This window comes from Pyrobaculum calidifontis JCM 11548, from assembly GCF_000015805.1.
Lineage (GTDB): Archaea > Thermoproteota > Thermoprotei > Thermoproteales > Thermoproteaceae > Pyrobaculum > Pyrobaculum calidifontis.
Genome location: NC_009073.1, coordinates 1916186 through 1940335, shown reverse-complemented (window position 1 = coordinate 1940335; position 24150 = coordinate 1916186). Strand labels below are relative to the sequence as shown.

General features: G+C 53.8%; 30 protein-coding genes. 9 read left to right on the top strand and 21 right to left on the bottom strand.

The features are described 5' to 3' along the window. Window positions 1-166: 166 nt before the first annotated feature. The 7 genes from PCAL_RS11095 to PCAL_RS11065 are packed head-to-tail and all read right to left on the bottom strand — an operon-like array spanning window position 167 to window position 7339. Window positions 167-3550 (bottom strand): DNA-directed RNA polymerase subunit B, encoded by a 3384-nt coding sequence (locus PCAL_RS11095; protein ID WP_011850764.1) that lies wholly within the window; start codon window positions 3548-3550, stop codon window positions 167-169. Between the two features lie 30 nt (window positions 3551-3580). Continuing rightward, window positions 3581-3808 carry a DNA-directed RNA polymerase subunit H gene (locus PCAL_RS11090; protein WP_011850763.1) on the bottom strand — a complete coding sequence of 76 codons (228 nt, stop codon included), beginning with the start codon at window positions 3806-3808 and terminating at the stop codon, window positions 3581-3583. Between the two features lie 28 nt (window positions 3809-3836). Beyond that, a complete protein-coding gene (locus PCAL_RS11085; protein ID WP_011850762.1) occupies window positions 3837-5621 on the bottom strand; it encodes a V-type ATP synthase subunit A in 1785 nt (594 codons plus the stop codon). Further along, on the bottom strand, window positions 5611-6183 hold the full coding sequence (locus PCAL_RS11080) for a V-type ATP synthase subunit E (RefSeq protein ID WP_011850761.1): 573 nt from the start codon (window positions 6181-6183) through the stop codon (window positions 5611-5613). Before PCAL_RS11080 ends, PCAL_RS11085 begins: the two co-directional genes overlap by 11 nt. Window positions 6184-6216: 33 nt before the next feature. Then, a complete protein-coding gene (locus tag PCAL_RS11075) occupies window positions 6217-6507 on the bottom strand; it encodes a V-type ATP synthase subunit F (RefSeq protein WP_193322730.1) in 291 nt (96 codons plus the stop codon). A gap of 30 nt (window positions 6508-6537) precedes the next feature. Next, window positions 6538-7035 (bottom strand): CDP-2,3-bis-(O-geranylgeranyl)-sn-glycerol synthase, encoded by a 498-nt coding sequence (locus tag PCAL_RS11070; RefSeq protein ID WP_011850759.1) that lies wholly within the window; start codon window positions 7033-7035, stop codon window positions 6538-6540. Continuing rightward, the gene (locus tag PCAL_RS11065) at window positions 7028-7339 is read right to left on the bottom strand and encodes a C2H2-type zinc finger protein (protein WP_011850758.1); all 312 of its coding nucleotides are present in this window, start codon (window positions 7337-7339) and stop codon (window positions 7028-7030) included. Before PCAL_RS11065 ends, PCAL_RS11070 begins: the two co-directional genes overlap by 8 nt. Before the next feature lie 45 nt (window positions 7340-7384). Here PCAL_RS11065 and PCAL_RS11060 point away from each other — a divergent pair, with 45 nt between their 5' ends. Further along, window positions 7385-7834, top strand: coding sequence for a hypothetical protein (locus PCAL_RS11060; protein ID WP_011850757.1), 450 nt, complete (start codon window positions 7385-7387; stop codon window positions 7832-7834). On the opposite strand, the gene PCAL_RS11055 is transcribed toward PCAL_RS11060, so the two are convergent. Continuing rightward, complete coding sequence (locus PCAL_RS11055) at window positions 7824-9416, bottom strand: B12-binding domain-containing radical SAM protein (protein WP_011850756.1); 1593 nt, start codon at window positions 9414-9416, stop codon at window positions 7824-7826. The two genes, PCAL_RS11060 and PCAL_RS11055, sit on opposite strands and share 11 nt — an antisense overlap. 52 nt (window positions 9417-9468) lie before the next feature. On the opposite strand from PCAL_RS11055, the gene PCAL_RS11050 reads away from it, so the two are divergent. Further along, window positions 9469-10044 (top strand): hypothetical protein, encoded by a 576-nt coding sequence (locus PCAL_RS11050; protein WP_011850755.1) that lies wholly within the window; start codon window positions 9469-9471, stop codon window positions 10042-10044. On the opposite strand, the gene radA is transcribed toward PCAL_RS11050, so the two are convergent. Continuing rightward, entirely contained in the window at window positions 10041-11039 is a 999-nt protein-coding gene (gene radA / locus PCAL_RS11045; protein WP_011850754.1) for a DNA repair and recombination protein RadA, read from the bottom strand. The two genes, PCAL_RS11050 and radA, sit on opposite strands and share 4 nt — an antisense overlap. A gap of 108 nt (window positions 11040-11147) precedes the next feature. Here radA and PCAL_RS11040 point away from each other — a divergent pair, with 108 nt between their 5' ends. After that, window positions 11148-11981, top strand: a complete 834-nt coding sequence (locus tag PCAL_RS11040; protein ID WP_011850753.1) for a class I SAM-dependent methyltransferase — start codon at window positions 11148-11150, stop codon at window positions 11979-11981. 125 nt (window positions 11982-12106) lie between these two features. Here PCAL_RS11040 and PCAL_RS11035 read toward each other — a convergent pair whose 3' ends face one another. Genes PCAL_RS11035 through udg form a run of 4 tightly spaced genes read right to left on the bottom strand, consistent with a single transcriptional unit; the run spans window position 12107 to window position 15707 of the window. Continuing rightward, window positions 12107-12574: a DUF2153 family protein gene (locus PCAL_RS11035; protein WP_011850752.1), complete on the bottom strand. Its 468-nt coding sequence runs from the start codon at window positions 12572-12574 to the stop codon at window positions 12107-12109. A 30-nt stretch (window positions 12575-12604) separates the two neighbouring features. Beyond that, window positions 12605-14212, bottom strand: coding sequence for a DUF2070 family protein (locus tag PCAL_RS11030; protein WP_011850751.1), 1608 nt, complete (start codon window positions 14210-14212; stop codon window positions 12605-12607). Next, a complete protein-coding gene (locus tag PCAL_RS11025; RefSeq protein WP_011850750.1) occupies window positions 14209-15096 on the bottom strand; it encodes a hypothetical protein in 888 nt (295 codons plus the stop codon). Before PCAL_RS11025 ends, PCAL_RS11030 begins: the two co-directional genes overlap by 4 nt. A gap of 26 nt (window positions 15097-15122) precedes the next feature. After that, window positions 15123-15707 (bottom strand): type-4 uracil-DNA glycosylase, encoded by a 585-nt coding sequence (udg, locus tag PCAL_RS11020; protein WP_011850749.1) that lies wholly within the window; start codon window positions 15705-15707, stop codon window positions 15123-15125. Between the two features lie 45 nt (window positions 15708-15752). On the opposite strand from udg, the gene PCAL_RS11015 reads away from it, so the two are divergent. Then, a complete protein-coding gene (locus PCAL_RS11015; RefSeq protein ID WP_011850748.1) occupies window positions 15753-16424 on the top strand; it encodes an Atg14 domain-containing protein in 672 nt (223 codons plus the stop codon). On the opposite strand, the gene PCAL_RS11010 is transcribed toward PCAL_RS11015, so the two are convergent. Continuing rightward, the gene (locus tag PCAL_RS11010) at window positions 16421-16609 is read right to left on the bottom strand and encodes a hypothetical protein (protein WP_193322728.1); all 189 of its coding nucleotides are present in this window, start codon (window positions 16607-16609) and stop codon (window positions 16421-16423) included. The genes PCAL_RS11015 and PCAL_RS11010 overlap by 4 nt on opposite strands. Window positions 16610-16637: 28 nt before the next feature. After that, the gene (locus PCAL_RS11005; RefSeq protein WP_011850747.1) at window positions 16638-17516 is read right to left on the bottom strand and encodes an ATP-grasp domain-containing protein; all 879 of its coding nucleotides are present in this window, start codon (window positions 17514-17516) and stop codon (window positions 16638-16640) included. 31 nt (window positions 17517-17547) lie between these two features. Between PCAL_RS11005 and PCAL_RS11000 the strand changes: the two genes are divergently transcribed. After that, window positions 17548-18120, top strand: coding sequence for a hypothetical protein (locus PCAL_RS11000; RefSeq protein WP_011850746.1), 573 nt, complete (start codon window positions 17548-17550; stop codon window positions 18118-18120). Here the strand turns inward: PCAL_RS11000 and PCAL_RS10995 are convergent. Beyond that, complete coding sequence (locus tag PCAL_RS10995) at window positions 18099-18596, bottom strand: hypothetical protein (protein ID WP_011850745.1); 498 nt, start codon at window positions 18594-18596, stop codon at window positions 18099-18101. The genes PCAL_RS11000 and PCAL_RS10995 overlap by 22 nt on opposite strands. After that, window positions 18593-18778, bottom strand: coding sequence for a hypothetical protein (locus PCAL_RS10990; protein WP_193323057.1), 186 nt, complete (start codon window positions 18776-18778; stop codon window positions 18593-18595). The genes PCAL_RS10995 and PCAL_RS10990 overlap by 4 nt, the downstream gene beginning before the upstream one ends. Window positions 18779-18817: 39 nt before the next feature. Here PCAL_RS10990 and PCAL_RS10985 point away from each other — a divergent pair, with 39 nt between their 5' ends. After that, a complete protein-coding gene (locus tag PCAL_RS10985; RefSeq protein WP_193322727.1) occupies window positions 18818-19237 on the top strand; it encodes a hypothetical protein in 420 nt (139 codons plus the stop codon). Here the strand turns inward: PCAL_RS10985 and PCAL_RS10980 are convergent. Then, on the bottom strand, window positions 19212-19556 hold the full coding sequence (locus PCAL_RS10980; protein ID WP_011850743.1) for a helix-turn-helix transcriptional regulator: 345 nt from the start codon (window positions 19554-19556) through the stop codon (window positions 19212-19214). The genes PCAL_RS10985 and PCAL_RS10980 overlap by 26 nt on opposite strands. Continuing rightward, window positions 19550-20050, bottom strand: coding sequence for a hypothetical protein (locus PCAL_RS10975; protein WP_193322726.1), 501 nt, complete (start codon window positions 20048-20050; stop codon window positions 19550-19552). Before PCAL_RS10975 ends, PCAL_RS10980 begins: the two co-directional genes overlap by 7 nt. 31 nt (window positions 20051-20081) lie before the next feature. Here PCAL_RS10975 and PCAL_RS10970 point away from each other — a divergent pair, with 31 nt between their 5' ends. Next, a complete protein-coding gene (locus PCAL_RS10970; protein ID WP_011850741.1) occupies window positions 20082-20459 on the top strand; it encodes an ASCH domain-containing protein in 378 nt (125 codons plus the stop codon). A gap of 2 nt (window positions 20460-20461) precedes the next feature. Next, the gene (locus PCAL_RS10965; protein WP_011850740.1) at window positions 20462-21499 is read left to right on the top strand and encodes an aminopeptidase P family protein; all 1038 of its coding nucleotides are present in this window, start codon (window positions 20462-20464) and stop codon (window positions 21497-21499) included. Here PCAL_RS10965 and PCAL_RS10960 read toward each other — a convergent pair. Continuing rightward, a complete protein-coding gene (locus PCAL_RS10960) occupies window positions 21496-22332 on the bottom strand; it encodes an RsmD family RNA methyltransferase (RefSeq protein WP_193322725.1) in 837 nt (278 codons plus the stop codon). The genes PCAL_RS10965 and PCAL_RS10960 overlap by 4 nt on opposite strands. Window positions 22333-22423: 91 nt before the next feature. Here PCAL_RS10960 and PCAL_RS10955 point away from each other — a divergent pair, with 91 nt between their 5' ends. After that, on the top strand, window positions 22424-22720 hold the full coding sequence (locus PCAL_RS10955; protein ID WP_011850738.1) for a hypothetical protein: 297 nt from the start codon (window positions 22424-22426) through the stop codon (window positions 22718-22720). Here PCAL_RS10955 and PCAL_RS10950 read toward each other — a convergent pair. Beyond that, window positions 22712-24127 carry an HD domain-containing protein gene (locus PCAL_RS10950; protein ID WP_011850737.1) on the bottom strand — a complete coding sequence of 472 codons (1416 nt, stop codon included), beginning with the start codon at window positions 24125-24127 and terminating at the stop codon, window positions 22712-22714. The two genes, PCAL_RS10955 and PCAL_RS10950, sit on opposite strands and share 9 nt — an antisense overlap. Window positions 24128-24150: the final 23 nt, after the last annotated feature.

Sequence of the window (24150 nt, the reverse complement as noted above, 5' to 3'; positions counted from 1 at the left end):
CCGCCTCGCCCACGCGGCTCGTGGGAGCCACGCGAGGTCATGGACTGCGAACGCGAGTAACGCCCTAAAGACTCAGCCTCTTGTCGGCACGATGACAGACATGATCGCTGTGTTTACCACTTCTGCCTATCCAGACTTCTTCTGCTTCCTTACCCCGAAAAGGCTACTAGTCTAAGACCTCGGAAAGCTCAAGCTTGGGGTAAATTCCAAGTGCCATTAGCTCTTGAAGCAGTAGCTTGAACGCATATGGGACTACCACCTTGGCAAATTGGCCAGTGTCTCCGTGTATGGGGCACCTCGGCTTATTTGTCTTAGCGTCTAAGTACGCGGGCAATCCGCACAACTCGCACACGTACATGACGTACTTATCGCTCGACTCGACGAGTCTTTCGTACAAAAGCGCAGAGGCGCCGTGCGCTATGAGGACGTCTCTCTCCATTTCGCCAAGCCTAAGGCCTCCCTCGCGCGAACGCCCCTCGGTGGGCTGCCTTGTCAATATCTGCACAGGCCCCCTCGCCCTTGCGTGAATCTTGTCGGCCACCATGTGGTGCAACTTCTGGTAGTACACTATGCCTATGAATATGTCGGCGACGAGCTTCTCCCCAGTGATCCCGCTGTACATGACCTCTTTCCCATCCCAGCGGAAGCCCAGCTTTAACAACAACTTCCTCAAGTCCTCCTCCCCCACGCCCTCGAACGGCGTCGCATCTACCAATTGCCCCGTGGCGGCGCCCACTTTGCCGGCTATGCTCTCCAGGAGCTGGCCCACGGTCATACGCGAGGGGAGCGCGTGTGGGTTGACAATTATGTCGGGCACTATGCCGTCTTCTGTAAACGGCATATCCTCCTGCCTAAGCAACATGCCGACGACGCCCTTTTGGCCGTGGCGCGAGGCAAACTTGTCCCCAAGCTCGGGGATTCTAAGCTCTCTAAGTCTAACTTTCACCAGCTTGTTGCCCTCAGGAGACTCAGTGATGATGACCCTGTCCACAATGCCCTTCTCTCCCCTCCGCACGGCCACAGACGCGTCTCTCCTCTCCTTGAGAATGCGCTCGGTCTCAAGCGTTGTGTAAAACCTCGGCGGAGACGTCTTCCCAATAAGCACCTCGTTGCTGCTCACATAGACCTCGGGCGGCGCGATGCCGTCTTCGTCTAAGTGGCTGTAGGCCTCGGGCCCTCTGTAGCCTTTGACAGAGCTGTCGGGGACCTCTATCCTGTCCTCCTCGCCGCCGGGGTACTTCTGCTCCTCTGTTTCATAAGTGCGGTAGAAGACTGAGCGGAACATGCCGCGTTCTACAGAGGCCTTGTTTAAGATTACGGCGTCTTCTATGTTGTACCCAGTGTATGTCAACAAGGCGACTACGGCGTTTTGGCCAGCCGGCCTCTTGGAGTAGCCCACCAGCTCAAGTCCCCTAGTTGTCACAATGGGCCTCTCGGGGTAGTACAACATGTGGCCTCTCGAATCCAGCTTGTAGAGGAAGTTGGACTGCGGAAGTCCAAGGGACTGCTTTGCCATTGCCGCCTCGTACTGGTTGCGCGGAGACTGGTTGTGTTCTAGGTAGGGGATTATGGAGGCTATTGCGCCAAGTATGGCCGATGGAATTATTTCCACATGCGTGTAGCCGGACAGATCCCCTCTGGGGTCTACAGCTATGTGTGCATTCTCCTCCTCGTCTGCGTCTAGGTACTCCACCACGCCCATTTTCACTAAGTCGTCCCAAGTCAAGTCTCCCTTTCTCACGCGCTCCACTATGTCTTTTGTAAGCTTCAGCCTACCGTTTTCAACCACCAGGAGAGGCCGCCTAATGCGGCCGCCGTCGCAGTTGACCAGTACAGAGCCGTTTATGTGGGCTATGTTGATTTCATCGCTTATCTTCCCCTGCCTCCTAAGGCTTCTCACAGTGGCGACAAGCTCTTCGGCGTTGGGGTGAATCCCTATGAGCCGCCCATTGAGATACACCTCTGCGCCGCGTATGCCGTCTTCGCGGGCCTTGAGCACAGGCACAGTCCCCAAGTTGTACAGTAGTTGTTCAACCTCTCTCTCGTCTACCCCTGTGGTAATCTCGGCGAGAAGGGCCAAGTTCTTTACTAGGCCGACGTTTTGACCCTCCGGCGTCTCGACGGCGCACAGCCTGCCCCACTGGGTGGGGTGTAAGTCGCGGGCCTCAAAATGTGGCTGCGTCCTTGAAAGCGACGAGACTACTCGCCTTAGATAGCTCAACGTGGACAAGTAGTTTGTTCTGTCTAGTATCTGCGAGACGCCGGTCTTGCCTCCAACCCAGTTGCCCGTGGCGAGCGCCTGCCTCACTCTCTCAGTGATAATGTCTGGCCTAACTATGGTCTGGATGTGAGGTATCCTCCCCCTAGCGTAGTATTTCTCAAGCTGACTCCTTAGCTCTTGCAGAAACTGCTTAAATACGGTTCTAAATAGTTGCGTCATTAAGTCACCGACAAGTCTAACCCTCTTGTTCCCCACGTGGTCCTTATCGTCGGGCTTTCTACGGCCAAGTTGAAGCTCGACAAGCCCTTTGACTATTTGGCCTAGCATAAGCGCCTTCTTTAGCCTAATTTCCTGTTGCTTCTTCTCGTCTGGGGTAGTTGTGCCAAGGTGCGGGAGGAAGTACCTATCCAACAACTGAAGCGCACGCTCAATTCTCACAGGCCGCGGCTGGCCCACTGCAACTTTGCCGCCTATGTAGTCGAGCGCGTCTTCCCTAGTTATAGCCACCTGATTCGCCGCGATAAGCGAGGGGAGAAGCTCTTTCTGAATATCGGGGTCGTCTGAGACAGCTTTCACCACATCTTCATCCGTCTCTAGGCCTAAGGCCTTCATGTATATTGGGAACGGGATTTTTACAGGCATTGCGGAAAGCGTGACGTATATAACGCCGTCTTTATTCAGTTCCACGGTCAATGTACTCCTATACCCAATCCCCGTGGAGATCGTCTTTGCTAGGAATTTTACAGAAGGCTTATCGCCTACGTCGTATATTGGCCTGTCTGTTACTAAGTCCTCCTGTGAGATTATAACGCGCTCACTGCCGTTGATGATGAAGTACCCTCCAAAATCCTGCGGGTCTTCGAACTTTTTCGCATATTCGCTGGGCTTTAGCCTCGTCAAGTTACACCTCTTAGACTTAACCATAATAGGCAACTCACCTATGTAAAAAGTCTCGGTGACATAAGGCTCGTCATCGACATACAGCGTCGCGGTGAGATAAAGAGGCGCGGCGTAGGTGGCATTTCTAAGTCGAGCCTCCATGGGGTATATCAAAGACTCAGAGCCGTCGCTCTCCTTTATCCTAGGCCACCCCACCTCGATCTTTTCCAATACCAGCTTAAGCCCCTTGATCTCAGTTTCGACAACCTTAAACTCTTCAACAATGCGCGGTAGCCTTTTGTCTAGAAAATCGTTAAACGATTTTATCTGGTGATTCGCAAGCCCCTTATCTTTAATAAATCTCTCAACAAGCGCCCACCTGTCGTCCCGGGAAGGAAACTCACCATCGCCATCCTTAGAGAGTATCGGGAGGGGGAGCAAGTCGACCATTGTGACCCCCGTAGTAAGTATTTTAAAAAGTTACCCAGGCACCACGAGTCTGTAAACCACCGCCTCGCCTGCGGTAGGCGAATCGCGAACGATCTTCAATACATCCCCCGGCTTTGCTCCCACAGATTTTGCAAGTGGGTCACTTGCCCTAATCCACGGAAGTTGCCAAGGCCTTAGCCTCAGTTGCCTCATTAAGGCCTTGGCCTCCTCTTTTGGAATTAGTATCACATCTCTTACTCCAAGCGTCTGTTTAGACACGTGACGACTTAACTAGCCCTTTAAAAAATTATGGCCTTCTGCCAGCCGTTGTAGACCTAATTTCGCTTGTTAACGCCTCTATAAACTTGGTAAGCTCCTCCTTTGCCACATCGTTGGTGAGCTCCATTCTAAGCCTTGGCAGACGCTTCACAGTGTCTAGCTCTCTTAAAATAGACGCGGGCACCCCTGCCTCAATGGCCTTGAGCCCCTCCTCGTAGTAGACGTATATCGCCTTCATCAAGAGGAACTGCTTAATGGGCGAGGTGGGCGTGTCCACCGGGTTGTATGCATCCTGCTTCAAGAAGCCCTCTCTTATCATAAATGCCACGTTGAGAATGTGCTTCTCGTACTCGCTGAGCGCCTCTGTGCCCAGAATTCTTACAATTTCCTGTAGCTCAGCCTCCTTAACTAAGATCGACTGCAATACGTCTCTTATACGCCTCCACTCGGGCGAAACGTTCTTACTCCACCAAACCTCCACCGTGTCGACATACCGCGAAAAAGCCATGAGCCAGTCAATGGCGGGGTAGTGGCGGGAGTATGCAAGCCTCGGCGACAGAGGCCAGAAGGCTCCTATGAAGCGCAGTGTGTTAGACGTGACGGGCTCTGTGAAGTCTCCGCCCGGGGGACTGACGGAGGCCGCTATGGTCAACGAGCCCACTCTCTCCCCGCTGCCAATTAGGACCACGCGTCCAGCTCTCTCATAAAATTCGGCAAGGCGGGTGGGCAGATACGCCGGGTACCCCTCCTCCGATGGCATTTCGCCAATTCTCAACGCCACTTCACGCATTGCCTCAGCCCAGCGCGAAGTTGAGTCAGCCAACACCAACACGTCGTATCCCTGGTCTCTGAAGTACTCGCCCAAGGTAGTGCCCATGTACACAGACGCCTCTCTCGCGGCCACTGGCATGTTTGACGTATTTACAATTATGGTGGTCCTCTCTAGCAGAGGCCTGCCAGTTGATGGGTCCTTCAGCTTCAATAGACCCTGGAGGGCATCAGCCGCCTCGTTTCCTCTCTCGCCGCATAAGACTGGAATAATTATCCTGCTCTGGGCAAACATGGAGAGAGTCCTTATCATAACAGTCTTCCCAGAGCCAAATGGCCCCGGCACCGCCGCCGTCCCTCCCTTGGCAATTGGGAACATTGTGTCAATAACTCTCACGCCTGTGATAAGCGGCTCCACTGGCGGGAGCTTCTCACGGAATGGCCTAGGCCTTCTCACGGGCCATTTATGCCACATTTTGACCTCCACTACGCCCCGCTTTGTCTTAATCCTGGCAATTACGTCGTCTACCTTGTATTTTCCATCGGCGACCCACTCCACTTCGCCAGGCGCGTTCTCTGGCAGAGGGGGATAGGTTATGTAGTGGGTTATAAGCTCGGTTTCCTTAACCGAGCCTAACACATCGCCGGGTTGCACAAAGTCGCCTGGCTTAACTGCTGGCTTGAAGTCAAACACAGCATTTAAATCGAGCGGCGGCGCCTTGTCGTAGCCGATGCCCCGGGCTATAAACGGGCTCTTAGAGATGCTCTCTATGTCCTTAAGCGGCCTCTGGACACCGTCATAAATTCTTCCGAGGATAGTAGGCCCCAGCCAGGCGCTTAGAGGCTCGCCAGTTCTCTCCACAGGCTCGCCCGGCTTAAGCCCGGTGGTGTCCTCATATACTTGTATAAACGCCTTGTCTCCCTGGATTCTAACCACTTCTCCAAAGAGCTTTAGCTCTCCCACAAAGACCAGCTCGTACAGTCTCGCGCCGGGTAGCTCAGCCTTAACAACGGGCCCCGATATATACTCTATTCTACCGCTCATAAGTCATCTCGTAGAGGAGGTGTTTTATCTCTTCCACCTTGTTAGCTATAATGGACTCTATCGAATAGTCGACTACAATGGAGCCGTCTTTCGACGCCACCACCACGCCGCCCTTCATATCCCTCTCTGCTATGAGTCCGGACAGACCAAGCTTCCTTGCCAAGGTTTCTACAACGCCTCTATCCTTAGGGGAGGCGTAAATCACCACTTCTTTTGACTGGATGTAGGTTACTGCGTTTTCAAGGAGTCTAGAGAGGAAGTTTATATAACGCTCGCTTCCCCTCATCCTCTCTATTTCATTGTATATTGAATTTATGAGGTCTTGAAGTAGAGACTCATAGGTCTCTGCGATCATTTTCCTCGATTCAACAACGGCGTCATACAAAATCTTCTCTCTTTCAAGCAACGTCTCGCTCTCCACCGTGGCTATTCGTTCAAGCGACTTGTTCACGACGGCTTCGGCCTCCTTCCTAATCTTAGTCTCAACATCGATTAACAGGTTCTTTTTAAGATCTTCCAGCTCCTTGATCTTTGCGTTGATTAAATCTTCGAAAAGCGACATCGCCGCACTTATTGTGAAGGTTTTTAAATAATCTCAACCGCCGAGCACTTGTCGTACTATTTGTAGATAGTTGACCTCTCTCTCCATGCCCTCTTTGACGCTGGGTACCTCCACTAGAAGCTTGCGTGGATTAGCCATACGCAGATCGTCTAGCTCTCTTCGAACCGCCTTGGCAAGAGTAGACGTGAGGAATATTACATCGTAGTTCTGGAGAGCCTTTTTAATAAAATCCAGGGCACTGTGGGGGTCCTCAATCACTCTGCCCTCAAATCCCAGAAGCTTAAACAGCGCCACTGTGTACTCGTCGCCAACTACAATGTGCATTGCGTAAAGCATTCTCCGACTTTTTATCTTTTACCAAGGCTCCTTCTTAAGCCTCAGCTTGTAAGCCGCGTAGTTTGTAGCGCGGTGTATTACGGGCGTCAGAACCACCGCGGCTAGGAGAAGCGGGATGTGTAGCTCTCTGTATAGGCTATACACCAGCAAGGCCATGAGGAGGAAGTCGAGCTGATCTAGGGGAAATGCCGGGTAGCCCCTGGGCATGCACAACCGCCTTTTAACAAACGCCCCAAGCAAATCGCCGACTATGGCCGCTGTGGCCAATAGAAATGCGTCAAGAAGCGTTAAATAGCTGTAGGCTAGGTTTGGCGCATAGCCCAGTAGCGTGCCCGCAGATACGCCGATGGCAACTCCCTCAAAGGTTTTGCCATCTCCAAAAATCCTTCTCCCATCGAGAAAATTTTTGCCAAAGTCTAGGGGGTGTCTACGCCTCAGTCTTGCGGCTAAGACAGCCGACCCGTTTGCGACATAGGGGGGCCAAATGAGGAGAAAAAGTTGGACAATTTCATTCATGCATTTTCTGTATATGCACAAGCAACGACCTCAGCGTGATAAACGACCTCCCACACACGCCGCACATGTACCCCCTCTCCCTCCTTTTAACAAAGTGCATCCTCACGTGGCGCCTATACTCGCGGCTTTTCACCTTAGCGCCGCACAGAGGACAAGCCACGTTGTCGCCGCTTCTCTTGCCGTGCTCTGCATAGTGCTTAACCGCCTCGCGCCAGCTCACAGTCTTTTTACATATAGTACAGGTTACGTTTACCACAGGCACTGCGTACTCTCTGTCTGTACATGCGAAGCACAGCTCTGCCATGACGCGCTTGAAGAAATCAATTTATAAAACTCAACGCTGAGAGACATGCGACGAGGCGCCGCGCTTGTGGACTGGAGGAGAGGGGTCATCGCGTATGTAGAGGCCAGCGACGACGTCTTAAACGAATTCAGGAAGGTTTTAGAGCTGTGCGGCGGGGATCTCAAGCCTAGGAATTTCCCGTGTATATCATCGCTCGCATCCCGGCTTCAAGCGAAGTCCATACTATATATAACAGACCTATACGGAATTACAAACTCGCTAGCCTTCTCCACTAGGAGTCCCCGCGCCAAGTTTCTAGACGAAGTGTGGCAAATGCTCAGCGAAGTGTTCTGTAAAAATGGGGGAGAGATAGAGTGCGACGAGGAGCTAAAACTAGAATGTTGCAGAGAGTGCGGGCTGGCTTGCCTATTAGCCAAGGTGTTGGGAATAGCGCATGTGGGGGTAGAAGTCGACTTGAGAAAACAAATTGAGGCGAGGCTCCGAGCTACTGGGTGAACACCAGCACCCCCCTCCTCTCCCTCTCTCTCCTCTCCCTAAGCTCGGCCTTGTAGCGCTCCACGTAGTCCTCCAATTCGGCGATTCTCTTGTCGACGTAGGATATGAAGAAGTTGACTAGGCGGCGGAGTAGGAAGTACTGAGGCCCCTTGAAGTAGTACTTGTTCACAATGTCGCGCGCCCAGAAGATCGAGTGTCTGGCCACGGCTTTAAGCAGATCTATGTGTTCGGGGTAGAGGCTTAACTTGTCCAGCCAGCCAGTCTTGTCAGATCTTACGTGGCTCATGGGGACATAGAACAGTGGCACTATCAAGCTCCTGTAGGGTCTCAGCTTCTCCACTAGCTCTATTGTCTCTAGCACGTCCTCCGGCTCCTCCTCCGGCAGACCCACGATTAGTGTAATCGCCGGTATAAGTCTTATCTCGTGCATAATTGCGGCGGCCTCGACTACAATCTCGTGCCATTGCTCAATCTTGTACGGGGCAGCTTTGCCGGGCATTATCCGCCGCGCCAGCCTTATTGAGCCAGTCTCCAGTCCTATCTGCGCTCCCCACCAGTCCTGATGTTCGTCCAGGATGATCTCTGAGAGCTTTGTGAAAAGCTTCCCCATCTTCTTCTCCCCGTGGTAAATTGCGACGAACGTCGAGTGGCTCCACCCCACCTTTCTGTAGTACCTCTTGGCAAGCTTGTGGAGCTCGATCAGCTTGTCGGGCCTGGGCTCAACGCCGGAGGAGCCGTAGAGGGGGACCTCGTCTGAGTGCAATATGCCGTCCACTACGCCGGCCTCGGCGTTTATCCTCAGCTCCTTCTCTATTTTCTCGAGGGGGTACCACCTCATTGCCCTCAGCGTCACAGAGCAAAAGGCGCATCCCCTTGGGCAGCCTCTCCCAATTTCTACTAAGCCGTTTATGCTGGGGTACTTTATCTCGGAGATCTCTGAGACGTCGGGAGCCTCGGAGACGCCCACATAGACATATCTAGGCAACGGCTTCCCCTCGAGGGCGTTTTTCACAAGTTCAACTACGAGCTTTTCCCCCTCGCCGTCGAAGATCGTGTCTATGCCCCAGCGCTCCACTAGTTCTGGGAAGTAGAGCCACTGCCACGCGGCTGGGCCCCCCACTATTACCTTGAGCCCGTTGGACGCCTTCGCTTTAGCTATATGGGGGGCCAGTCTCTCCATGAACCTCTTGAAGAATAACGCGTTCATGGGCTCCTTGCCCACTATGACCCCCCACGTGCTACTGGGCGGGTTTAGGCCAAAGTAGTCGTGGTGGCTTAACATGAGCACTTTGGCCTCGTGTATGTACTTGTGGACGTGGTCTGGGTCTATCACGGCGGCGTTGATGCCCGCGTCCAGCAGCTTGGCCTCAATCTTGCGCATGCCGTAGGGCGCCTCAAGCGGCCTCCCCCATTTGTCTACCTTGAGCTTAGGCGCAAAGAGGAAAGAGTGGAACTTCTCAGATAGCCCAAACGGCAACTCCACGAAGATAGGCCCAGTGGTCCCAAAGCCGAGAAACTCCTTACGGTGGTAGTTAGACATCATGGAGCGGTCTGCGGTTAAAATGACGTCGAACTTAGGCATACATCTCTCTGTGTTTCCATTTTTATACTTTGGCCGAAGACAAGCCGTGGACATGATATGGTTGAAAGAAGTCGACGAAGAAACACGCCGCCTCATCTCGGAGTTGCTCAACGCCTACGGCCCACCCCCCATCGACGTGGTAGTGGTGGGAGCAGAGAGAACACGGCTAGAGGTAGGGGACTTGAGCAGGCTAGACATATCTCTGCCCTTGGACAAGTACGCAGTTCTGAGGGAGGTCGCCCTCTCGCACGCAGTTGTCGACCCCCAGCTAATTGAGATATGGGCGATACCGCCCGACGTAAGACAAGACGAGCTTGCGGCGGAGCTCTCCCTAGCCCTATTACTCAGACTAGTGGACTCCATGGTGGCAAAGGTCGACTTCGAACTTCTCATGGCGCGTGCCAGCCCTGGAGTAATAGAGGGAGACACAGTGGCGTATACCATAGTGCGCACGTTTGCCAACGACGTGTCAATAAGCCTAGCGCTGGCAGGTCGCCTCTCTGAAGCGTTGCAAATCGTCAATAGGCTGGCGGAGCACCCGGTCTACCAACTATATCGCCAGTTCTGGGACTTCGCATTGACAAATTTCAAATTCCTCCCCTTGTATAACTGGCTGTTGCTCCTCTAGTCGACGAGGCCCTCCTCGGTAATGCGGAACGAAACCTCTCCCTCTGGGTGGTAGGGCGAGTCGAATATCTTGGCAATGCGGATGTTCTCCTTGGACTTGCGGAGCCACAGCCTGTAGGTGGCGCCGTGGGCGAGGATGTTCCCGCCCGCTGGCCTCAGCGGGTTGCCGAAGAAGACGTCTGGCTGGGCCATCACTTGGTTTGTGACAACGACGGCTACGTCGTAGGCGTCGGCCAGCCTGAGGAGGTCGGCGATGTGCTTATTCAACTTCTGCTGGCGCTCTGCGAGGTTCTCCCTGCCGGGGAACTCGGCGCGGAAGTGGGCGATTACTGAGTCTACCACTAGGAGGGCCACGTTGTGTTGTCTAATCAGCGACTTGGCCTGCTCCACTAGCACCATTTGGTGATCGGCGCTGTACGCCCTGGCGTAGAATATGTTGTTAAGGGCTTGGTCTGGGTCGAGGCCCCTGGCCTTGGCTATCTGCATAATGCGCTCTGGCCGGAAGGTGTTCTCTGTGTCAATGTATATAGCCTTGGCCCCCAGCCCGCCCCTGTCCTCTGGCAGTTGAACCATGACGGCCAGCTGGTGGCACAGCTGAGTCTTCCCCGAGCCAAACTCGCCCACCACCTCAGTAACGGCCCTAGTCTCAATGCCGCCGCCGAGTAGCTCGTCAAGTGCTCTCACGCCGGTGGAAATACGCCTAATTTTCTTCCTCCTCTCGTACACCTCCAAAGCCGAGATAAACGAGTGAAGCCCAAGCATTTTCCTCGCCGCTTCCACAATTTGCTGAGCTCTCTCCTCACTACCGACGATCTCCGCCAACTCCTTCACAGAGGCGTAGGCCACGTCTCTCACAGTGTAGTACCCCTTCTCCTTCAGCTTGGCCCCAGTGACACGTCCAATGCCCTCGAGCTCCTCCACGTCGATATCTGGGCTAGCCGCGACAGTAGCCGCCTGTGCCACCTCGGCATCCGCCTTCTTTTTCCTAGTAGACACGTTTTAAACCCCTGTGAGTGTTTATATATTTAATGAAGACAACTTACCCTTCTGACAATGTGACGAGTGGGTCAGGGACTGATACATCTCACCCCACATGTGTGACGCATGTCGCTTAAGGAAAGAGTCGCTGGGGCAATTCCCCCGGAGCTACTCGACAAGGTGCCTACCTCATTTGAGATAATAGGCTCCCGGAGCGGCGCCGTGGCGGTGGTAGAGATCCCCCCAGAGCTAGAGGAGTACAAACACGTAATAGCCAAGGCGATTACACAGATGAATAAACACGTACGCGCAGTTTTGAGAAAGCTGGGTGGGAGGAGAGGCGAATATAGGCTCTACGAGTTTGAAGTACTGGTTGAGGGTCCTACGGAGGTTTTACACAAGGAACACGGGTACTACATAAAGGTGGACCCCACCAAGGTCTACTTCTCCTCTAGAGATCAGACAGATAGACTAGACGTGGCGAAGATGGTGAAAGAGGGCGAGAGAGTGCTCTACCTATTTGCCGGAGTGGCGCCGTACGCCATTGCAATAGCCAAATTGGCAAAGCCCAGGCTAATTGTGGCAGTGGAGCTCAACCCCTGGGGGTTCAAGTACATGGTGGAGAACTTTAGAATAAACAAGGTGAAAAACGCGGTGGGCATCCACGGCGACGTTGCGACAGTTGCGCCGCTTCTCAGGGGGAAATTTGACAGAGTTCTCCTAACGCTCCCCCTAGGCGCGTATAGGTACCTCCCCCTAGCCCTAGAGTGTCTAGACGGCGGAGGCGTCGTACACTTCTACCACACTGGCCGAGAAGAGGCGCCGTTTGCAGAAGCTGAGGCAATAGTCCGCGACGTGTGTCCAAACTGCATAGTAATAAACAGGAGAATCGTACGAGACTACGCTCCAGGAGTTTACAAAGTCAGAATAGACATCTACAAGCCCGACCACATCACCTAGGGCGGCGGCAAGACGTCCTCCGCAGTGAAGCCTCGGCGCCACCTCTCAGAGGCGCACATTCCCAAAGCGGAGAAAACACCGGCCTAGAGGAATATCTTCTGAGAGTTAAATAGGGAGTTGAAGGCTTAGAAGAACCTCGGGGTTCCTCCCTCTTCGCCGCCTCTCCTCCTAGTTGGCGGCTGGGGCCTCTGTTGTACATACAGCATTAGGATTGAGGGGACTTTTCCCTCTTTTGCGAACTTTGACAGTAGGTCGCGGTACTCAGAGGTGTGGGCTATGTCCACCTGGATAAACTTGATTGCGACTTCTCTCAGCATGGCCTCCAGCCTCCTCAACATGTCCTCGGGCATTACCGAGGTGACAACGGGATTGCTGAGCCATGATTCAAAGTCCTTCAACACCCTGGCTATGTAGTTCAACATTGCCTGCGCCGAATAGAGCAAGGCGAGGCGGTCGGCGGCCTTCATAGCCTCGCCGTGGGACTCCAGCTCTTTCACCTGTCTCTCCTGCTCTTTCACCCACTGATCCAGCCGCTCCATCATCGACTCTAGGTATTCCAACACCACGTCCGACGTTGGGACTTCATGAGACATGATTAACCCCCTCGTGTCTGTATATAAGCCTTATGCCAACAGCGAAATTACGACCAGAGGCAAAACAAATATCACAGACACGATTAACGCGCCGACCCTCTTGTATACTCTGACCGCCCTCTGAATTCTCTGAAACCCCAGCTCCCCCAAGACCTCCGCCTCCACCTCTAGCCTCCGGTATGATACTCTATGCGGGCCTAGAGAGGCTTCTGCCGCTTTAACAGCCCTGTCCACCACCTCCAAAATTCGCTGGTGGCTTAGCCTCTCGCCCACCACGCGGTACCCCTTGCCAAATCCGACACCGGTAGACCTGTGAGTATCTGTAGTGGCTATTTCAACCACGTCGTACCTTGACCCGTACCTCTTCACTAACTCGTCGTAAAGTTTCCTGTCTAAGTTATTCCCATCGAACACTATGAGGAGCCCCCTCCTCCCATCGCACGTCACTGCTATGGCTGAGACTCCGGCTGGCCCAATCTCAAGCCCCAGCGGATCTATATGCTCCGCGCTGGCTTTGCCTACGCCGATTTCGAAAGCGCCGCAGTGGGGAGCCTCGTGTAGCGCTTTGATTGCCTCAGCCAAGTTCTCCACGTCGGCCTCCCGCCACCTCACCACTCCATCAAACCTATTCTGCGCGTCCACAAGTACGTACATACCGCCCTCTACGCGCCGGGCAACCCAGAGCGGAATATCATCTGTGGCAGAGTTGACCCTACTCACAACCGCGAGGTGAGGCAAAGTCCCCAAGCTAAATCCCACCAACTTTACATCGCCAATAACCACTTTAGTGGGAGCCACGCCGCTTGCCGGCGCTCCGTCTTGCATATAGTACAAGGCGTCCTTAACCGCGTTGACTATCTTAGATACGGCATGTTGAGAGACGGGGTCTCTCTCGTGGCTACCCACGCCGTGTAAAAACGTGAAAGTGAAGCCAAGTTTCTCAACCTCTCTGTTTAAAATATCCACCAACATGCCTCCCCCAATATGCCTAAAAGGCCCAGGGTGAAAGTCTGATACCACTACCACATGCCTCTTGCCAATTACGTAGAGGTGAAGAGGGACTCTCTCCACAGTTCCAAGCTCTCTAAACGCGTCCTCTATTACGTCGTCTTCGGCAAACACTGCGTATATAAAGCTAGAAAACATGCACATGGCATCTAGGCCGCCGGTTATTCTGTTAATCACGGGCTTTATGCCGTATATAACGGCGGCGTATAGTAACGTGGCCACGGCTAGGGCGGCGAACCCTAGCGCATAGTATAAAACCGAGGTTGTGAAGAGGGGGGCTAAGAAGGCCGGCGACTTGCACTTGAGAGACTGCAAAACGACGGCAACTATGGAGGCGCCAATTAGGGCAAAGGCGAGAGGCGGCTTTTTAAACAACACGTCGAATAACGCCGTCGCAGTGGCCGACACGGCGGAGACGTAATAAGCCCTCCTGGGATTAATCACGTCTCTCTCTGCCACAAACACTACGGCGAACATGGCCAGCGTAAATACGGCGTAGTAAAGTAGGGCAAGTGGGTGGCTCAAGCTCTCAATCGTAGCCAGTAGAGCCAGCAGTAGCGTTGCTACGACGGCTATGTTCTTGGCAGACTTGCCAAAGAGGATGGAATAGGCGCGTTCAAAAGTCCTCATAGCGTCTCCACGTAGTCCCTAATTAGGCTGGAGTACTTCTGCGCAGAGAGGCTCATCTTTAGGTACCTGTTAGCCCTAGGCAATTTGTACATGTGCACCTCCTCCTCCATCAAATTCACCGATGCGTAGCCCACCTCCGCGATGTCCCAGCGGTTCTTAATTCTATTACCTACGCCCTTGTGAAAGTCGTGGTCAACATATGGGTGGAGTATGACTACGTAGTCGAGCCCATACATCAAGAGATTTTTGGCAGCTGTAAACCCCAGGTGGTATGTCTTAGTCACGTCCACGTAGCTAAATCCGATCAAGCTGTTGTCAACCCCCTTTAAGAGTATATCAATCCTGTCTGTGTATTTGTTGGCGAGTTGAGGCACATATGGCACCTTCCTCACAACCTTGGCAATCCTCCTCCCCAGAAACACCGAGGCCCTTTCGAAGAAAGACGCCAATGCTTCAACTACGTCCGCCTCACCGGCTATGCCCTTGAGGCTTACTACGTAGGGTCTCTTGATCTCATAGTCCTCCTCGGACAGCTCGGGGAGGGGCAGGTTCTCTAGCACCTCCTCGCTGAGCAACGTGTAAGGCAGGTAGAAGGCGGAGCCCTGGCGCTCCGCGGCGCCGGATTTACTAATGGCATCCAAGTGTTTGCACAAACTGTCGTCCCATATGCAGTCAACTACGACGCTCCCAGAGAGAAACATGTAGATGGGGTTCTTCGTATTAACCCAGTTGACGCTGATCTTCTGCAACACCGCCATCTGCTCCGCGGTGAGGTTCAACAGAGCCCTCTTGACATGTCCAAGGCCGTAGCGGCTAGACCCATAGTCAAACTCCTTCAGGTGATCCTCGGCAGAGCACCCGCGCCTAGCGCACAGAAAGTCCACGGGACATACTACACCTATTAAACTTTTTAGAAGTACCGCTCAAGCCCTCCCCCGCCTAGGAAAGCCGCCAAGTCTTCTGCAAACGTCCCTCTAAGCCTTGGGTTTCTAAGGACTGCCGCTGGGTGATATGTCACACAGATCTCTACGTCAACGCCCGCCACTTTCCCACGGAAACACTTGCCTCTCACATCTCCAACTCTTTCCACTTGGCGCCCAATGAGCCCCAGGAGTGCGCCGGCGCTTACTGCGCCAAGCGCAATTATGCGCCTAGGCCTCAATATCTCTATCTGGCGCAGTAGATATGGTAGACAGGCGGCCACCTCCTCGCGCGTAGGCGTCCTGTTTCCCGGCGGCCTGCACTTCACCACGTTTGTAATATAGAGGTCCCCCCTCTCTACGCCTAGCGTCGACAACGTCTTGTTCAACAGACTGCCCGCCGCTCCCACGAAGGGTCTGCCTTGCTCGTCTTCGCTGGAGCCCGGCGCCTCGCCGACTATCATTATGCCAAGTCTTCCACTCCCCTCGCCAGGGACAGCGTTGCGCCTAGTCTTGTGCAGTGGACACCTTGTACACCTCTTTATCTCCTCATGTAGTTGCTCAAGCGTATACACCGTATCTTGAACCTTGGCTATATTAATACCTGTGCGGCGTGTTACGTGTTTTGGAGGCTTTTCGGCGCTGTCGCTAAGCAGAAGGAGAAGGACGTAAAGCTCCCCACCGTCAGAGGGAAGCCCGTCTACATTGGCGGAGTTCTGTTAATAGGCGTGGCTGAGAAGGGGGAGTTCGACGTAAAGAGGAAGAAGCTCGTCTCGCTTGAGGTAAAGGACGCAAATGGGCAGACGTACTACCTAGACACTTCCAACACCAGGGTTAAGATAACTAGGGAGTACGTGGACTTAGACGTCTCGGCGTTGCCCAAGTTCTTCGAAATAAAGGTCAGAGAAGTTAACAAGATGATTGAGGAGTTGAAGAAGGCCAGAGGAGAGCTGGACAAGTCTTACCACAAGCTTGAGGAGGCGCTGCTAAAGGGAGTCATAGGGATGGACGTGTACAACGAGCAGATAAAGAGGTTGCAGGAGAGGGAGAGGCGGCTTAGGCAAGCCTGCCTAGACATGGAGAAGAGCATGGCCTCTGTCAACCAGTCCCTGTCTCAGCTAAAGGCGGAGCTTGAGAAGAAGAGGGAGAGGCTGGAGGCAAAGCGGATCTTAGACAAGCTTGACCCAGAGGAGGCGGAGGAGTTGGGCAAGGTGTTAAACACGTTGGGGAGCATCAACGCGCTTTCTCACCTAATAACCAGTAGCATTATACAACTGAGGCTCATCTGCTAATCTATTACATCTGCCCCACTCGCTGGGCACTCGCCGTCTAGGCACCCCAGTATTAGGTGCTCTCTATTGGCCTTACAACGCCTGCAGTATATGAAGAGCTTCCCCCCAAAGAGGGCCAGATTAAACCCCACGTCGAGTATCCTCTCTTCGCCGCATGTCATGCACTTCAAAATCCACTTAGTCACAGGGCCGCTCTCGTGGGAGGTAAAATAATTATCGCCTAGCCACGCGCTCTATGTAGTCGGCTAAGTACACGGCGGGGTTTATCCCAGTGGCTTGTTTAAACCCCCGCCAGTCGGGGCTCGCGTTGACCTCAAACACCACATAGCCCTCTCTCCCCTCGCCTATGTCCACTCCGGAGTAGACGAGGCCCAGCGTCTTAGTGGCCTTGACCGCTATGTCCTCTAACTCGGCGTCGAGCTTGCAAGGAATGCCCACAGCGCCCTGCGCTATATTGGTCTTCCAGCTGTTAGACACCCGGTACATACAGCCGATGGGCCTTCCGTCCACTACTATTATCCTTATGTCTCTATTTGGCTTTTCTATGTACTGCTGTATGTAGAGGGGGTTCCTCGCCACAAGAAGCGTGCGCATTACTTGGAAGGCCACCTCTGGGTCGTTGAACATCATGGCGCCGAAGCCCCGGCTACCCTGTATGGGCTTTATCACCACCTTCCCCATCTCCTTAGCGGCGGCGTATCCGTAGTATAAGTCCTCCGTGGCCACCGTGTAGGGGACTCTAATGCCCGCGAGCTTGAGGAGGTATATGCTCTCCAGCTTATTTCTACACGTCATAAGCGCGTCTACTGGGTTTATGACTGCCACGCCGCTTCTCTCGAGGATTCTAATTGTGGACACACGCCGCATTAAGGTGTTGCTGTCTACCACATACCCCAGCCCCCTTACCACAACCACCGAGGCGTCGAGAGGCCCTCTGCGCGTCTCCACCACGGCTCCCCCTTCGGCTACTCTGACAGATAGCCTCTGTATAGGTATATACCTAGTCTTAAGCCCCCTCTTCTTGACTTCGAAGTATATATCTCGCGTTGGCTCATCCGGCGTCTGGGCCTCCGCCACTATGGCGACGCTCATGTCAATTATATATGGGGGACTATTTATACTAGTGGGCAATCTAGAGGTTGCCAAGGGGATAGCCACCTGCCCCTCCTGCGGCTTCACGGCGCCGGCTCTTGACATGTGTAAAATTACTGGGACATGCGTCGTCTGTGCCCGAGAAAAGCTGGGCGATGCCTGCTCCACTTGTCCAGACAAGGCTAAGTGCGACATGGCGGTGGAGGGCGTCAAGTTCATGAAGCGCCTTGAGCCAGTGCTCGACGTCTACATAGACTTAGGGAAGCACATAACGCGGCAACTGGAGAAATACGACAGAGTTGAGCTGGGGGTTGTATTCCTCAAAAGCCTAATGGGACTTGTAAAACTCTTGGAGCGGGAGAGAAAGGAGCGGGCATTTCCGGCGTGGGTATCAGCCGTGTTTAAAGGCGACGTGATTTCTAGGCTTGTTAAAACGCCGTATGTGGTAAAGCTCGACTTATACCAGCCGTTGAAAGCGTTTTGCGCCGTTTTCAAATGCGAAGGGCTGGAGGCGCCTTTGAACAACCTGCTAAACGCGCTTGTCAGCTTATCTCTTATTGAGAAGACAGGCGATCCGGCGCGCTACTTCCGCCTAGGCGCATAGTAGCTGGTGACGCCTCTTAGGATTGTAATGGCGAAAATGGTCATGGCTAGAGAGGCGGCGATGAGGGCTAGGTAGAGGTAGAGGGGCCAGCCCACTATCCCCGAGGCTGGCGGCGCTGCGGCAGAGGCGGAGAAGCCCAGAGCAACCCCAGCGGTTACAATTGCTGAGTAGAGGAGTTTAAAGCTCGACGCAAACTCTCCCCTGGATGTAGTTGCCCTGGAGAGGAAGATCAAAAGCGCCGACGTTGCCAGAAGTATAAAGGAGATGAGGACCAAGATGCTCTGTAGAAAAATGACATCGCCGTAGCCGCTTGCCGCCGCGGCGTTTCTGCTTAAGTACACTGGGAGATTACTCGAGGCGTATACTACCCCGCCGACCAGCAGAGTGACTAGGTAGAACACGGCTGTGAACAAGCCGTAGAGGGAGTAGCGCTGTTTTAACTCCTCCGACCTTTTGTAGAGCACTGCCCTGCTCATAGTTGTACATACTGCCTAATTTTTATACCACACCACTTACACGTTAGACTTCTCTCAAAGACTCTCCTGCCCGTCAGCTGGTCTATTCTCAGAAACTGGTTGACCACCTCCATATCTCTCCCACAGGAGGGGCACTTGGACAAGTGTGCAAGATATTCGGAGGCTGGGGAAGCGGAGTCCACGTCCGGCTAAACGTTTTAAATTTAATATTTGAGCCCCCCGTGGAGAAGATAACGTTACAAGAGCTAGTGGCTAGGGTGGAGAGAGGCGAGAACGTAGAGGTAGTAGACTACGAGGGGAACTTAGTGGTGGTGGATAAGGTTAAAGGCGTAGTGAAGGGCGACTTTTCTCAAGAGGACTTGAGTGAGCTGAAGAAGAGAAAGCCGCGGGGTAAGCCTACTAAGGAGCAATTGGCCCTAGCCGCCGAGATAGCTAAGTTGCTGGCTGAGGCTAGGCAGAGGTTTAAGATTGTTTATGGGCCAAAAGAGGTCACTATTAGGGTTGGAAGCGGATTTATCAGAGTTACAGAGGACGACGTAAGACTTGCGGGCTACAGCGGCTTGGAGGAAGCCCCCCTCCCGCTGATAATCGACACTCTGCGCAAATACGGCGAAGTTAAGTTGTTGAAGCCTCTGAAGTAGGACGTTTAAGCACAACGACGTTAAGCCGACCGCGTTTTTGTATTTCGACGTAGCCAGCCTCGCTGAGCCTCCTCAACGCCTTGTGTACCGTGCTCTTAGGAAGGCCTAACACCTTCATAATCTCGCTCTGGTACACGACGCCTTGTCTCTCGGCCAGTAGCTTTAGGATGGACTTGTCCACCTCGGGCAAGTCCTCTTTCACGAGCTCCTCTGTGTGGTTTTGTGCGTCGTTTATCATGGCCTTAAGCCTCCGCCGGCCCGTATACACGGCGAAGGCCACTACCGCGATTTGAGCTACTAGGAGTATAAGCGCTAACATGTCAGCTTGCTCAGCTCCTCCTCCAGCTCTATGGCCTCCACCAGGGAGTTCACGTGCCTCCGCGCCTCTAGGAGGTACTTCGACGCTGACACTTCAAACCCCAGCCTCTGTAGCTCCCCGGCGAGGCAGAGCTGGGTTGTTACCACAGACGCCGTTCTGTTCAATTTGTCGTATTCAAACGTTATAAAGCCGCTAACGCCAGCCCTCCTGCTTCTCCTAATTTTTACAATGTCCCTCCCCCCCTCCACGAGCCACCCCATGTGCAACAACGACTCTTTTACGTCCAGGAGAAGCGACGAGACGTCGGAGTTGCACAAGGCCTTCAAGGCGCTGGCCAACTCCGGGAGCTGGGGCGTTATGTGAAGGGCCCCGTCTCTCACCTCTACCCTTTCCGCCACGTTTCTCACGGTTAGATACGCCATTACGGTCTCAAGCTCGGGGCCTGAGAAGACCAAGCGGTCTTCCACGGCGGCGACCTCGCACACGGGGTACATAAGGTTGATTAATATAAAGGTTCGGCTGTCTGTGGGCAGAGAGGTGGACATAGGGCCCTTCGTTAGATTCAAAGAGAAGTATTTGGAGAGCGTACTAAGCGGGAGGAAGAGGGTCACTGTTAGATACGGCGTAGTGAAGCCGAGGCTCTCTCTCATATACATAGTCTGTTGCGACAAAATATACGCCGAGGCCCTCATCACAAGGGTGTACTACACCGAGCTGGGAAAACTCGGCGAAGAGGTAGTAGAGGCCGAGGGATTTACAAGCAGAGAAGAGCTGATAAACGAGCTACGCGAGATATACGGCGAGGTGGGTGACAGGGACGTCGTGACAGTGATCTACTTCACAGTGGTGAGAAAATACGACAAGCCCGTGCCGCTGAAGAGATTAAATAAGGCCCATTTTTAGCCATGCGGAACTTGAAAAAGCTGGCAAAGGCGTTCTCAGAACGCTTCGACTACTTGGTTCTCACAAAGAGCCCCAACTTGGCCTACGCGGTGGGTATGCCAGACGCGTTGGGGCTAGTCCTAGAGCTCTCCACGGGACGCGCCACCCTGTATGTATCTAGGCTGGACTACGCCAGAGCAAAGGCCACCGCCCCCGTAGACAAAATCGTAGCGTTGGCTTCCACAGAGTTGCCCCCAAGGAGGCCTGGGGAGGAGTTAGAGATAGCGTCCAGCTTCCTGGACGTTGCCAAGAGGCTCCAGGGGAGAGTAGCCTCCGACAGCAAGGAGTTGGGAGTGGACGTGTCTACAGAGCTGTTGGACTTGCGTAGCGTTAAAGAGGAGTGGGAGCTAGAACTTATGAGAGAAGCTCTTAAGATAACTGAGAGGGCCTTTCTACGGCTTGGCGAAATGAGGCTTGTCGGACTAAGGGAGAGAGATGTGGCGGCTCTGGTCTACAAGTGGTTTATGGAGGAGGGCGCAGACGGCGTTGCCTTTGACCCAATAGTGGCCTCAGGGCCCAACGGCGCCTTCCCCCACTACCGCTTTGGGGACAGGAAGATTACACAAGGCGACCTAGTGGTGGTGGACATAGGGGCTAAGAAGGACGTGTACTGCTCAGACATGACTAGGACTCTCCTAATGGGCAACCCGGGGCCCGTACTCAAAGACGCGGTATACGCCGTATATGAGGCAGTAAAGGCCGCAGAGAAGGCGGTAAGGGAAGGCGCGCCGGCCGCAGATGTGGACAAGGCGGCGAGAGACGTCCTCGGAGAGTACGGCTTTGCCAACTACTTCATCCACTCCACGGGGCACGGCGTCGGCGTTGAAGTACACGAGCCCCCACGGCTCTATGCCACGTCTAAAGAGGTCCTGAAGAGAGGCCAAGTTATAACCATTGAGCCAGGCGTCTACATCGATGGCGTAGGCGGCGTAAGAATAGAGGACATGGTCTACGTTGCAGAAGGCGGCGTTGTCTTAAACAGAGTGCCCCACCTCCTCTAGCGCCTTTTCGCATACACCCCAATTCCGCTCTCCGCCCCCTCTACGACGAACCCCACTTTGCTAAGCCTTTCCACTACGCCGCGCAGTGGATTAAGCCCCCTGTACTTCACGCCGGTTTGACTCACATAGTGAAACAACCCTCCGCCCCTTTTCAAAATTCTGTAAAACTCTCTGTAAAGACCCTCAGAGTACAGCTTCTGAGTGGCATGGCTAAGTCTCGGGGGGTCGTGTATTACGTAGTCAAACGACGAGTCTCTAACAGCGGCGATGAAGACCAAGCAGTCCTCCACCACTATATCCACCGCAGGAGACCAGAGTCCTCTGCTAAAGGGGTTGTACATGGCCAGAGTTAACACGTTGGGGTCCACCTCCACGGTGACCACCTGCCTAGCCCCCCTCCTCAAGGCCTCAATTGCTGTGTAGCCGAGGCCGGTGCAACACTCAAAGACGCGCCCGCCGACTCTCCTAATCTTCCGCGCGGTTATGACCATGGGGTCCTCCAAGACGCTGTGCATAGTGATTCCATCTATCATCAAGGTGGGGGCCCAGCCCCTCTTAAACACGCACAGCTTATAAAACCGGCTCTCAGCTATCGACAACTCGCGCCACGTCCCCTCCACATATGCATATACTTCACAGCTCTCCTCGTCCACATCTGGAAGCTCGTCCAACGCCACCTCGTACCAGACGCCCCGGTACTCAAACTTGGCAAACCCGCCCACATATTCAACCCGGCTCTTGGTAAGCTCTAAGTCGAAGGACACTTCCCGAGACCTATTTTTCAAGTCCTCTATCTGCCACCTAGACACCACTGGTACCTCCACAGGCCCCACACCTCTACACAGGAATTTTCAATTTACCCCCTCCCTCCCTACACCTCTTCTTAAGTCCTGGAGATAAATAACGGAGGTTTCACTATATCGTATGTATGTCCAATATGTACGCTACAGCCCCATTGGGGAATACCTCCGGCTAGTCATAATGCGCCGGCTCGCCGAGGGCCCCGCCAAGGTGGAGGAAATAGACGAGTTGGCCAGGCGCGCGGTTGAGGAGCTCGGCGAGAGGTACAACTGGCGGGTGTGGCCTCAGCTTCTGAGGCGCGAGGTGGCGATAAGAGGCGGCGTGGTGGAGCTTACAAAGGAGGGCAAGGCGCTGTATGAACAGACTAGAGATGAGGTAGCGGAGTACGTGAAAAAGACGCTCGGCGTGTCGCTAGGATGAGATTCTCCTAATAGTCAGCTCGAGAAGCGGCTCTAACGACGCTTTTAAAATATCGAGGGCGTTTTTGCACTTGTCCAAAACCCCCCTCCTAACGTGCACAAAGAGGTGGGGGGCCCTCCTCCACGCCTCGTTGACTGCGGCCACCAGTGGAGAAATTTCGTATATTGGCACAGGCCCCCGCGCCGTCGTTATATACAAGTCCTCTGCCCTGGGGTCAAAGCTCACGTAAGATATCAACACGTCGCTGGGCTCAAGTCTGCAGTTGGAATCGCCGAGCTCGACGTTGAGCCGCTCCACGAGCTTCTTCTTCAACTTGTCTATCAAGGCCCAGTGCGGCGGGCCAAGCCTATCCACAGCCTCGTTAAGCCTAACGGGGTCCTTAAACACCTCCAAGAAGTCTTTTTCACGCTTCCAAAGAGCCACGTAGTCGAGCTGCTTGCGTGAAAGTAGCTCCCTAAACTTTGGGTCTTTGACAAAGACTGAGACGAAGTACTCGTCTGTGGCCTTCCAAACCACCTCTTCATCTACGTCGCCTGATATAAATCTCGCGAGGTCGCAGAGATATTGACAAATCTCACCCCCGCGCCCCTCCGCACATTTTTCCACATTCTCAGCTATTATGCTCCTCGCGACTTCTGTAAAAAGGACCGTCTTGTGGTGGAGGTAGACGTGCCGATACAAGTTATAGCGCGTGATTAAGTAGCCCTCCAAATTAACTCTCGCCTTCTCGTTAAACAGAAATCTGTCCCCCGCCTCCTCGAGATTTTCCACAACTCGCTCGAGGTCTATGTGTGTAAAACTGGTGCCCACAGCCGCCCCCGTGAAATACATATCTCGCATTATGTAGTCCAGCCGGTCTGCGTCAAATACCCCCGAGAGTATGCTGTGAAACGGCTTATACTTCTCTCCGTCAAACAGCAAAGCCTTGACGAGGTCTGGGTCGTAGCCCAGCTCAGAGAGCCTTGGCGAAACTTTATCCACTAGAAGCCTAGTCGTGACCTCGTGGGGCTTCCCCACGTCAAACATGGAAAGGTCCACATCGACGCACCCACCCTTCTTGGCCATGTGGAGAACTTCGCTGACCACGGCCTCGAAGGAGTGGGAAAACGGCAGGTGCCCCAGGTCGTGCAACAAGGCGGCTATGCGGAGGTGCTGAAGCAAGCCCTCGTCTTTCTCGCCCATCAACTGCATTATCTTCTCCCCAAGCAACGTGGCGATGTACATCACGCCTAAGCTGTGGTCAAACCTCGTATGCGTGGCCGTTGGATATACAAGATAGACGAAGCCCAGTTGTTTCACATACCTCAGCCTCTGGACAAGAGGCTCGCCGTCTATAAACTTGACCTCCTCCTCAGTGAGCTTAATGAAGCCGTGGATTGGGTCTCTAATCGCTTTCTTGTACAACACAGCCCCCGTGGAAGCCGAATATA